At 71.3% G+C, this 10,463-nt stretch carries 9 protein-coding genes; 4 read left to right on the top strand and 5 right to left on the bottom strand.

Annotated features, from left to right (window positions below):
- Positions 1-190: 190 nt before the first annotated feature.
- The gene (locus WBN91_RS37455; RefSeq protein ID WP_337729031.1) at positions 191-1,615 is read left to right on the top strand and encodes an aldehyde dehydrogenase family protein; all 1,425 of its coding nucleotides are present in this window, start codon (positions 191-193) and stop codon (positions 1,613-1,615) included.
- A gap of 11 nt (positions 1,616-1,626) precedes the next feature.
- Here the strand turns inward: WBN91_RS37455 and WBN91_RS37450 are convergent, their stop codons facing one another.
- The 5 genes from WBN91_RS37450 to WBN91_RS37430 all read right to left on the bottom strand — a co-directional run bounded on the left by WBN91_RS37450 (position 1,627) and on the right by WBN91_RS37430 (position 7,597).
- Positions 1,627-2,649, bottom strand: coding sequence for a helix-turn-helix transcriptional regulator (locus WBN91_RS37450; protein WP_337729030.1), 1,023 nt, complete (start codon positions 2,647-2,649; stop codon positions 1,627-1,629).
- A gap of 69 nt (positions 2,650-2,718) precedes the next feature.
- Positions 2,719-3,675: an alpha/beta hydrolase gene (locus tag WBN91_RS37445; RefSeq protein ID WP_337729032.1), complete on the bottom strand. Its 957-nt coding sequence runs from the start codon at positions 3,673-3,675 to the stop codon at positions 2,719-2,721.
- Positions 3,675-4,418, bottom strand: a complete 744-nt coding sequence (locus tag WBN91_RS37440; RefSeq protein WP_337729029.1) for a dienelactone hydrolase family protein — start codon at positions 4,416-4,418, stop codon at positions 3,675-3,677. The genes WBN91_RS37445 and WBN91_RS37440 overlap by 1 nt, the downstream gene beginning before the upstream one ends.
- A 17-nt stretch (positions 4,419-4,435) precedes the next feature.
- A complete protein-coding gene (locus tag WBN91_RS37435) occupies positions 4,436-5,593 on the bottom strand; it encodes an ABC transporter substrate-binding protein (RefSeq protein WP_337729028.1) in 1,158 nt (385 codons plus the stop codon).
- A 111-nt stretch (positions 5,594-5,704) separates the two neighbouring features.
- On the bottom strand, positions 5,705-7,597 hold the full coding sequence (locus WBN91_RS37430; protein WP_337729027.1) for a primary-amine oxidase: 1,893 nt from the start codon (positions 7,595-7,597) through the stop codon (positions 5,705-5,707).
- Between the two features lie 144 nt (positions 7,598-7,741).
- Between WBN91_RS37430 and WBN91_RS37425 the strand changes: the two genes are divergently transcribed.
- From WBN91_RS37425 to WBN91_RS37415, 3 genes are all read left to right on the top strand, one after another.
- Positions 7,742-8,848 carry a class II histone deacetylase gene (locus tag WBN91_RS37425; RefSeq protein WP_337729026.1) on the top strand — a complete coding sequence of 369 codons (1,107 nt, stop codon included), beginning with the start codon at positions 7,742-7,744 and terminating at the stop codon, positions 8,846-8,848.
- A gap of 101 nt (positions 8,849-8,949) precedes the next feature.
- Complete coding sequence (locus WBN91_RS37420) at positions 8,950-9,795, top strand: NAD(P)-dependent oxidoreductase (RefSeq protein ID WP_337729025.1); 846 nt, start codon at positions 8,950-8,952, stop codon at positions 9,793-9,795.
- Between the two features lie 38 nt (positions 9,796-9,833).
- The gene (locus WBN91_RS37415) at positions 9,834-10,343 is read left to right on the top strand and encodes an SMI1/KNR4 family protein (RefSeq protein ID WP_337729024.1); all 510 of its coding nucleotides are present in this window, start codon (positions 9,834-9,836) and stop codon (positions 10,341-10,343) included.
- Positions 10,344-10,463: the final 120 nt, after the last annotated feature.

Here is a 10,463-nt window from a genome sequence, read left to right as displayed (position 1 = left end):
CCATACGGTGGGGGAACCGAGGCCCTCCACTTGTAGGTAACACCTACCGCGCGCTCCGCGCGCAAAGAACCGCGCTTTGCGCGGCAAAAGGAGAGCGCCGACCGTCAACGGCAGTGCGCCCGGAGCCAAGCCCAGCGCCCGCCCCTCCCCGCACACTTGGCCGCGTTCAGCCAGTCAGAGGGGAGTCGACATGCGCGCGACAGGTCTCTACATCAACGGCCAGTGGGTGGCGGCTTCGGACACGTTCACCACCACCGACCCGGCCACAGGCGAACCGCTCGCCGAGGTAGCCGAAGCATCCGCCGCCGACGTAGACGCAGCCGTGTCCGCCGCCCGCGAGGCACTCCCAGCCTGGCAAGCGCTTCCCGCGACCGAGCGCGCCACCCTCCTCTGGCGCCTGGCAGACCTGATTGAGGCGGACGCGGACAAGCTCGCCGAACTGGAGACCCGCGACCAAGGCCAACCACTGCCAGTCGCGCGCAATGTCAGTGTCACCGGAGCCGTGGAGCACTTCCGGTACTACTCGGGATGGGCGACCAAGATCGACGGTGCCGTGCGGCAGGTGTCCTTCCCGAACACCCTCCAGTACGACAAGCGCGTGCCAGTCGGGGTATGCGCCCTCATCGCCCCCTGGAACTTCCCACTCATGATCATGGCGTGGAAACTGGCCCCAGCCCTCGCCTGCGGCAACACCACCGTGATCAAACCCGCCGAACAGACCCCGCTCACCACCGTCCGCCTGGTCGAACTCTGCGCGGAGGCAGGCTTCCCGCCCGGCGTCGTCAACCTGGTGACCGGCGGCCCGGAGACCGGCAAAGCCCTGGTCCGCCACCCCGACGTGGACAAGGTCTCCTTCACCGGTTCGACCTCCGTCGGCCGAGAGATCGTCGCCGCCTCGGCGCACGACCTCAAGCGAGTAACCCTGGAACTGGGCGGCAAAACCCCGACCGTGGTGGCCCGAGACGCGGACATCGATGCCGCCGTAGCCGGCACCATCGCAGGCGGACTGCTCAACACCGGCCAAGTCTGCGCGGCCTATGCACGCCTGTACGTCGACCACCGCCGCCAGGACGAGTTCACCACCAAACTCGCGACAGCAGCGTCCCAACTCCGCCTCGGCCCCGGCCTGCACCCCGACACCGACCTGGGTCCACTCGTCAGCTCCGAACACCGCAACCGCGTGAACTCCTACGTCCAAGGCGCGATCACCGAAGGGGCAGACCTCATCACCGGCGGCACCGCACCCGACGGCCCTGGCCACTTCTATCAGCCCACGGTGTTCGGCTCGGTCACCGACACCATGACCATCGCCCGCGAAGAAGTCTTCGGCCCCGTCCTGGCAATCCTCGACTACGACGACGAAGACGAACTCCTGCACCGCGTCAACGACTCGCCCTACGGCCTGGCAGCCTCGGTGTGGAGCAACGACCTGCGAACCGCACACCGCCTCGCTGACGGCATCCGTGCAGGAGCAGTGTTCGTGAACATGGCGTGCATCCCGGACGCCGCAGCACCGTGGGGTGGGTTCCGGTCGAGCGGGTGGGGGCGTGAGATGGGGCCTTACGCGATCGACGCCTACACCGAGGTCAAGGGCATCTGGATGCACCACGGATAAACATCCGCCGCCTAACTCCAGTACGGGTCGGCGCCGCGGGTCAACCGGGCCAGCGAGCCGACCCCGTCCACCGCCGGCCGCACGAACCCGGCGCGGGCCGCCACCCCCGCCGCCTCGCCGCGCGACTGGCAGTCGAGCTTGGTCAGCAGTCGTTCCACGTACGTCTCCACCGTCCGCCTGCTCACCACCAGCGCCTCGGCGATCGCCTGGTTCGACAGGCCCGCCACCAGCCCGGTCGCGATGTCGAGCTCCCTTGCGGTCAGGCCGGACGGGTTCTCGAACGGTGTGCACGCGGCCACCACCCCGGCCCGAGGTCCCTCGACCACCCGCAACAGCCGCACCCGCCACCACCCGTCCCGCGCGGGCCACAGGAACGGCACCGTGCGCAGGCCCAGGCCGGCGAACGCCTCCGCCACCGCCCGCAGCCCGGCGTCCTCGGCGACTGGAGCGGGCGCACGTCCCGCGACCTCGGCCGGGGCCGGGACCAGCCAACTCGCCGTCCACTCCGGACCGAACCAAGCGTCCAGGCCGGGGCAGTGCAACGGGTCCACCCGCCGCGCCAGGGCCGTGCCCACGGTCGCGGTGAACGCGCGGGCGGTCTCGTCGAAGGCGCCGCGCACCGGCGCGTTGGCGTGCAGCACACCCACGACCTGCCTGGACCGACCGATCCGCAGCACCGCCGACAAGCCGTCGTCGAACCCGGCGGGGCGCAGGCGTTCCTGGTAGTGGGGCGAATCGCGGAAGTTGTGCGGCATGTCGTCCATGAGCAGCGGCACCGCGGAGTCGAACAGCTGGCCGCCCCAGCGGGTGCGGGGCAGCTCGTGGGCCAACTCCCGGCTGATGCGCTGGTTGTAGCCGTCCTCGGCGAGCACCGCGAAACCGCGCGTCACCGGGTCCCAGCCGGTGACCTGCACCGCACACAGCTCGGGCAGCGCCTGGCGCAGCGCGGCGAACACCTCGTCCCACTCGACCGCGCCGCCGCTGCCCAGGGCGGAGCCGATGCGCACCGCCGAGGCGATCATCGTGGTGTCCACCCACGCCTCCTCCGGTAGAGGCGGACAACCTACGGTGGGCGGCCGGACCCGGGCAACACCGAGTGATCGTCAGGTGCGCTGCCGGTCAACCCCCGGTTCGCCGACGACCAAGGCCTGCGCGAACGCCGCCCGCAACGCCTCCGCCGCCCGCGCGTGCGCCTGGGCCGACACCGACAGCCGGTCCGCCAGCAGCGCGAAGAACCCGTGGACCTGGCCTTCGTACCGCACCAGCGTCACCGGCACACCCGCGTCCAGCAGTCGGTGCGCGTACTCCTCGCCTTCGTCGCGCAACGGGTCGAACTCGGCGGTCAGCACCAACGCCGGCGGCAGTCCCCGCAACTCCCCGGCCAACGGGACCAGGTACGGGTCGTCGAAGTCTTCTTCGCCGCGCGCGTAGTGCCGGAAGAACCACTCCATGTCCTCGCGCGTCAGGAAACACCCGTCCCCGTACTCCACATAGGACTTCCGGTCCCCGGGCGGCGCGGTGACGGGGGAGGCCAGCAGCTGCGCCAGCACCGGCGGCCCGTCGTGGTCCCGGGCCATCAGGCTCACCACGGCCGCCAGGTTGGCCCCGGCGCCCTCGCCGCCGACCGCGATCCGCCCGTCGGTGCCCAGCTCCGCGCCGTTCCCGGCCACCCAGGTCAACGCCGCGTAGGCGTCCTCGACGGCGGCGGGGAAGCGGTGCTCGGGCGCCGGCCGGTAGGCCACCGACACGACGACCACGCCCGCCGCGTCACACAGCGCCCGGCAGGCGGTGTCGTTCTCGGCCGGAGACCCGAGCACCCACCCGCCGCCGTGGAACCAGACCAGCGCCGGGAACGGCCCGGCCCCGCGCGGGCGGTAGACCCGGACCGGCAGCTCGCCGCCCGGCCCGGGAATCCCGCGGTCCACCACGTCCTGGGCCTTCACCAGAGCACGCCACCGCGCCGCGAACCTCGCCCGCACCTCCGCCACCGAAAGCCCCGCCGGCACGAGCCCGCCGCCCGCCGCTTCGACCACCGCACGCGCGTCGGGGTGTAACGGCATCACGTGTGCGAGCGCAGGAACGCCGACACCCGCGCCCAAGCGTCGGCGGCGTTCTCGGCCTGGTCGGGCAGGGCACCGTCGAAGAACGAGTGCGGCGCGCCCTCGTAGAGCACGAACTCGTGCGGCACACCGGCTTCGGACAGCTCGACGTCGAACGCCCGGTTGTCCTCGACCGTGGTCAGCACGTCCGCGCCGGCGGCCAGCACGAGCAGCGGCCGGGTCATGCCCCCGATCAGCTCCCGGCACTCGGTCGGCCGCCCGTAGAAGCCGACCACGCCCGCGAGCCGGGGCTGCAACGCCGACTGCGCCCACGACATCGCCCCACCCACGCAGAACCCGACCGTGAACGCGGCCCTGACCGGCCCGAGCACGCCGGACACCAGGTGGTCCACGGCCGCGACGACGTCGTCCTGCGTCCGCTCCCGGTCCAGCTTCTGGACCAGCGTGAACCCGTCGAAGTCGGGGCCGCGCACGTCGTCGTCGGCGCTCCGGCCGTAGTAGTCCAGGACCAGCGCGGCGACGCCGGTGGACGCGAACCGCCGCGCCAGGTCCCGGTAGAACTCGTGCGCGCCCCGCACGTCGGGCAGCAGCACGACCCCCGCCCCGGTCGGGGTCTCCGGCACGGCCCGGTAGGCCAGGAACGTGGCCCCGTCGGCGGAGGTGAGCCGCAGTTCACCGGCCTCGGCGACGGCACTGGTCGCCTCGGGCGGCGCCGGTGGGCGCGACTCGTCAGCGTGGCACATGGGTGTCCTCTCGGTTCTCAAGCGTTCGGCACGGTGATGAAGGTGTCGTCCACGACCACCCAGCGCAGGCCGGTGAGGCGGACGATCTTGGAGCCCTGGTTGGGCGCGTGGCTCTCGCCGGGGCCGAACTCCCACGGCGTGCCCAGCATCGGGTCCTCGATGGGGGTCATGTCCCGCAGCGCCGCGTTGACCGAGTCCCGGGTGACCGCGCCCTTGACCGTCTTCAGCACCTCGACGGTGACCTTCGCCGCCAGGTAACCGCCCTGGGAGAACGCCGTGGCCTGCGCGCCGGCCCGGGTCACCGCGGCCCGCCAGCCCTTGTTGGCCAGGCTGTCGGAGGTGAACGGCTCGAACTCGCTGCCCGCGTAGACGTTCAGGCCCAGCCCGCCGACCGCCTTGGCGACGCCGTCGGTGTAGGCGGGGGCCAGCAGCAGGAAGTCCACGTCGTCCATGCCCAGCTCCTTGGCCGCCCGCAACCACGGCACGACCAGCGACTCCGCCGGGTTGAACAGGACCGCTTCGCAGCCCGCCTCCTTGGCCTTGAGCAGGTACGGGGTCAGGTCGCCGCTCTGCGGCACGGTCAGGTCGTTGACCAGCAGCTCCAGCCCGCTCAACCGCTCCCACCGCGCCAGCGCGGCCGTCACGGCCTCCTCGCCGCCGGGCAGGACGACGGTGAAGTTGCAGACCTTCTTGTCGCCGAGCTTCTGCGAGGCGTGCAGCAGCACGGCGGTCATCAGCGTGAACGGGCCGACGTTGACCGGGGCGATGGCGGGGCTCTGGAAGCACTTCGGCGTCGCGGCGACGGCCATGACCGAGCTGATCCGGGCCTGCCGGTAGAAGGAGTCGTTGACGTCGCAGTCCGTGAAACTGGCCGACCCGGCCATGACGACCACGCCCGCGTCGGCCAGTTCGCGCGCGGCCTGGGCGGTGCGCTGTGGGTCGCCGGCGTCGTCCTTGACGATGTACTCGATCTTCTTGCCGTCGACGCCGCCCTTGGCGTTGGCGTCGTCGAACACCTGCTGCGCGGTCTTGACCACTTCGGCGGTGACGAACTGGCCGGTGAGCCCGGCGATGGCGCCGATGCGGATGGTGTCGTCGCCACCGCCTCCGCAGCCCGTCAGCGCGGACGCGGTCAGGGCGGCCGTCGCGAGGGCCGCGCGGAGCTGCTTCCTCATGTGTTCCTTCCGGATCTGCGATGGGCTGCGGAACCCAGGCAGGACAGAGTGGCCGGGCGGAGGGCGTTCAGCGGTCCGTAGAAATACCGAAGTCGGGCGTCGACGACGATCTCACTGCCCGCAGCCGCATTCCCCCGGCGGGCAGTGGGCGCACCCGGCCGACGCCAGGTCCGGCACGTCCAGGGTCGGGTTGCGGTCGTGGAAGCCCGCCGGGCGGAACGAGAAGCCGCTGTAGTCCACCGGCATCACCGGCCAGTCCTCCGGCCGGGGCAGGTGCGTCGGGCCGAAGACGTGCCACAGCACCACGTCCTCGTCCACCAGCGGCCGGTCCTGGGCGCTCCACGCGGGCAGGCCCGCGCCGCCCGGGTGCTGGTTCGGGTAGTCGCCGGCGGGGTAGCGCTCGTCCTCGTGGAACCGGGTCACCCACAGGTGTCGGGACGCGAACGCCGCCCGTCCCGCCACGGTCGCGTCCGGCTGGGCCAGCAGCACCGGACCCGGCCGTGGTACGAGCTGGTATGAACGCCGCTGGCCCAGGCGGTTCACATCGGCCCCTCGCACCAGCCACGTCCGGCCTCGGAGGGGATCGGCCAGGCGGGCCGCCGAGGACTCGCGGTCCAGGACGGTCGACGTCGTGGTGAACGCGTTGCCGCGCGGGTTGTCCGGGCCGGTGGGCACGCCGACGAAGTCGACCTCCTCCACGGTGTTCAACGGCCCGGCCACCTCGGTGTCCAGCCGGGCGCAGAACAGGTGCTGGTGCACGGGGGCCACGAGACCGGGCGCGACCAACTCACCATGAGGTCCCGGCGCACCCGCGCCGCAGAACACGACACCGGTGGCCTTGGCCTCCAGCTCGATCGTCCCGTCCAGGTAGAAGTACCAGAAGAAGCCGTAGTCGTAGTTGCCGATGGTGCTGAACGACGACACCACCAGCCGCCGCGCTCGCCGCACGTCCGACGCGCTCGTGAGGATGTTGGTGTGCTTCCACAGCACCCCGTGGTCCTCCTCGTGCATGCAGATGGCCTGCGGGATGGACGTGGGGTGCCCGTGGTCGTCGGCCAGCACCGCGTCGAAGTAGTGGATCACGCCCAGGCAGTCGCAGCCCAGCCGCAGCGAGTTGGCGTTCTTGCCCAGCAGGTACTCGCCCGCGTCGAAGTAGCTGATCCAGTTCCGCCACGGCTCGGGGTCCCCGTACGGGACGACCATCTCCGCCACCGACGCCCGGTACACCACCGGGTCGCCGCCGAACGCGATCCGGTGCAGCGTCAACCCCTCCCGGGCGTTGAAGCCGATCCGGAACGTCCACCCCTCCCAGCTCACCTCGCTCCCGGACACGGTGAAGCTCACGCCCTCGGGCTGGGTGATGGAGATCGGCTTCAACGACGTCCGCGGCGGCACCCCCGTGTAGTTGCCGTGCTCCGTCGGCACGGGCACGTCACCGGAGTCGGTTACCGCCAGCACCTCGCCGGCGACCAGGTCCACTTCGCACAGCAGGCCCTCCACGGGGTGCGCCCACGGGCTGTCGTCCACGTGGTCGCGCAGGAAGGTCAACGCCCGGAGAACCCGCCGCCCGCGCAGCAGCGGCTCGTCGAAGAACCCCGGTGACAGCGGCGCGACGAAGGCCAGCGACCAGTCCTCCACCCCGCGCCGCCGCATCGCCGCCTGCCAGCGCGGATCGGCCCGGACCAGGTCGGCGCTGCGGTCGTACTCCTCGAACAGCACCGCCGGCTGCCCGTGCTTCTCCGGGTCCAGCGGCCGGTAGGACTCCTCCACACCCGCCGTCACGTCCACCACGGCCTCGGCCACCGCGCCGGTCGCGGTGTCCAGCAGCACCGCCCGCACCCGCCGGCCGACCGGCAGCCCCCGCCGCACCGCGTCCTTGGGCGGCTCGACGGGCAGCACGCTCGGGAACCGGGTCGTCGGACCGACCCGACCGGCGGCCACGAGCACGGCCCGCGCCTGCGCGATCTCAGCCGCGGTCAAGGGGTCGAGGGGGTGTGAGGTCATGGCGCCGAGTATCGAAAAATCACCACCGCCCGGTCTTGCCTTGCGGTGTACCGGAGTTGGGAATGAGCGCACGTTCGCGGTCGGTCAACGTCCAAGCGCTGCGGGACAAGACCGCGGCCGAGCGCCGCGACCAGGATTCGCCGCATGTCGACGGGTTACGTCTACCACGAGCTGTACGGCTGGCACGACACCGGAACGCACGCCGGCCTCGTGCCCGCCGACCCCCGGCGGGGCCTCCAGCCGCACCGCCACTTCGAGAACGCCGGGGCCAAGCGGCGCGTGCACGAACTGGTCGTGGTCAGCGGCCTCCTCGACCGCCTCACCCGGCTGACCCCGCGCCCGGCCACGGACGAGGAGATCCTCGCCGTGCACACACCCGGCCACCTCGCCCGCCTGGTCGCGGCCAACGACACCGGCGGCGACGCGGGCGACGGCGGCAGCCCCTTCGGCCCCGGCGGCCTGGACATCGCACGGCTCGCGGCGGGCGGCGTGGTCCGTGCGGTGGAGGCCGTCGTGGACGGCGACGTGGACAACGCCTACGCCCTGGTCCGCCCACCCGGCCACCACGCGCTGGCCGACGTCGGCATGGGCTTCTGCCTGCTGGGCAACGTCGCCATAGCGGCCCAAGCGGCCCGCCGCTCGCGCGGGGTCGAGCGGATCGGGGTGGTGGACATCGACGTCCACCACGGCAACGGCACCCAAGCCGCGTTCGAGGACGACCCGGACGTGCTCACCGTCTCCGTCCACCAGGACCGCGTGTTCCCGCCCGACTCGGGACACGTGACCGAACGCGGCACCGGCGCTGGCCACGGCTACACCCTGAACCTGCCGCTCCCGCCGGGCACCGGCAACGGCGGCTACCTGGAGGCCGTGCGCAGGGTCGTGCTGCCCGCGCTGCGGAGGTTCCGACCGCAGTTGATCCTGGTCGCGGCCGGGTTCGACGCCAACGCCGTCGACCCGCTCGCCCGCATGATGGTCACCGCGTCCGGCTACCGGGAGATCGCACGGATGCTCGTCGACGCGGCTGCGGACCTGTGCGGCGGCAGGATCGCGTTCGCGCACGAGGGTGGTTACGACCCGGTGTACGTGCCGTTCTGCGCGCACGCGGTGATCGAGGTGCTGGCCGGCGTGGAGGTGCCTTTGGAGGACCCGTTCGCGCCGAACTTCGACCACCAGGGACAGCAGGAGTTGCAACCCCACCAGAAGGCCGCCATCGCCGCGGCGGAGGAATTGGTCGGCGACATCGGGTGAACTCCCGGTGATGATCACCACCAGTCCCGCCGGACGGGATGCGGACTCCGCGTTCCGGTGGCAGATTCGTCCTTACTGGACAAGGGATTGGGGTTTCCACGGTGACGAAGTCTGTTGCGGTGTTGGGCACGGGGATCATGGGCACGGGCATGGCGCGCAGCCTGCTGCGAGCGGGCCTGGACGTGGCGGTGTGGAACCGCAGCGCCGACAAGGCCGCCCCGCTGGCCGAGGCCGGCGCACGGGTCGCAGACACACCCGCCGAGGCGGTGGCCGACGCGGACGTAGTGCTGACCGTGCTGTTCGACGCCGACTCGACGGCGGAGGTCGTGCAAGAACTGGACCTGTCCGGCGAGGTCGTGTGGGTCCAGTCCGGGACGGTAGGCCTGGAGGGCACCCAGCGCCTGGCAACCCTGGCCGGCTCCACACCCTTCGTAGACGCACCCGTGCTAGGCACCCGCAAGCCCGCCGAGGAGGGCAAACTTACTGTCCTAGCCGCCGGCCCGATGGCCGTACGGGACAGGGTCGCACCGGTCTTCGAGGCGATCGGGTCAAGGACGGTCTGGGTGGGGGAGCGCCCCGGCGACGGCCACCGCCTGAAGTTGGCCGCCAACTCGTGGGTCCTGTCGATCACCGCCGCGACCGCGCAGGCCGTGGCCTTGACCAGGGGCTTGGGCCTAGCGCCGGAGACGTTCCTGGACACCATCGCAGGCGGCCCCACCGACAGCGGCTACGCGCAGGCAAAGGGCCGAGCCATGATCGCCGGCGACTTCACCCCGTCCTTCGGCATCGACGGCGCGGTGAAGGACGCAGACCTGATCCTGGAAGCCATGCGCGCAGCAGGAACAGACGACCGCCTCATGCGCGCCCTGCACGAGCAGTACCGCGTAGCCGCCGACCACCGAGACGCCGAGGACATGGCAGCAGTAGTCCGCGCCTTCAACACCTGATCGCCGGACGCGGAGGAGCGGGCGGTTAACCTGGCCCGGTGACGGAAGATCACCGGTTCCCGCCCGCCCTCGCCGCCGTGGCCGAGTGCACCTTCGACTACGACGACGGCATCGACTTCGAGCCCTACACGGAGTTCTCCTCCGCCGAGGAAACCAAGTCCTGGATCCAGGCATGGACCGGCAACCAGGACCTGGAGGGCTCCGAGTTCCGAGTCTTCGGCCAGGACGGCACCGGCGGCCTAGCCATGTTCTGGACCATCCGCAAGAACGTCCCTCTCACCGACCAGCCAGTCGTGTTCTTCGGCTCCGAGGGCGCAGTAGGCGTAGTCGCAAAGAACCTGGCAGCATTCCTGTGGCTCCTAGCCGACGGCACAGGCCCGATGGAAGCCGTCGAGTACGCCGACCACGACGGCGAGCCCAACGAGGAACTACGCGAAATCGCGGAAAAGTTCGCCCCAGACCACCAGCAATCCGGCATGGACGTCCTAACCGAAGCCCGAACAGAGTTCCCAAACTTCGAGTCCACAGTCACCTCTTGGTGCCGATAGACCACCCCCGCGCGCAGCGCGGCCTTCGGCGGAGCCGGCAAGCGGCAGTCCGCCGAGGAGGACACAGCGCAACTTGGGCTTCTTGCTTGTGTCATCCCCGTATGGCCTGCCCGAAGGGCT

Source organism: Saccharothrix sp. CCNWYY140 (assembly GCF_037401995.1).
Lineage (GTDB): Bacteria > Actinomycetota > Actinomycetes > Mycobacteriales > Pseudonocardiaceae > Actinosynnema.
This window is presented reverse-complemented; position numbering and strand designations above follow the sequence as displayed.

Bases quoted from the DNA above. Each gene is read 5' to 3' on its own strand.
- WBN91_RS37430 (WP_337729027.1), bottom strand. From the start codon at position 7,597: ATGACCTCACACCCCCTCGACCCCTTGACCGCGGCTGAGATCGCGCAG.
- WBN91_RS37455 (WP_337729031.1), top strand. From the start codon at position 191: ATGCGCGCGACAGGTCTCTACATCAACGGCCAGTGGGTGGCGGCTTCG.
- WBN91_RS37445 (WP_337729032.1), bottom strand. From the start codon at position 3,675: ATGCCGTTACACCCCGACGCGCGTGCGGTGGTCGAAGCGGCGGGCGGC.
- WBN91_RS37435 (WP_337729028.1), bottom strand. From the start codon at position 5,593: ATGAGGAAGCAGCTCCGCGCGGCCCTCGCGACGGCCGCCCTGACCGCG.
- WBN91_RS37425 (WP_337729026.1), top strand. From the start codon at position 7,742: ATGTCGACGGGTTACGTCTACCACGAGCTGTACGGCTGGCACGACACC.
- WBN91_RS37440 (WP_337729029.1), bottom strand. From the start codon at position 4,418: ATGTGCCACGCTGACGAGTCGCGCCCACCGGCGCCGCCCGAGGCGACC.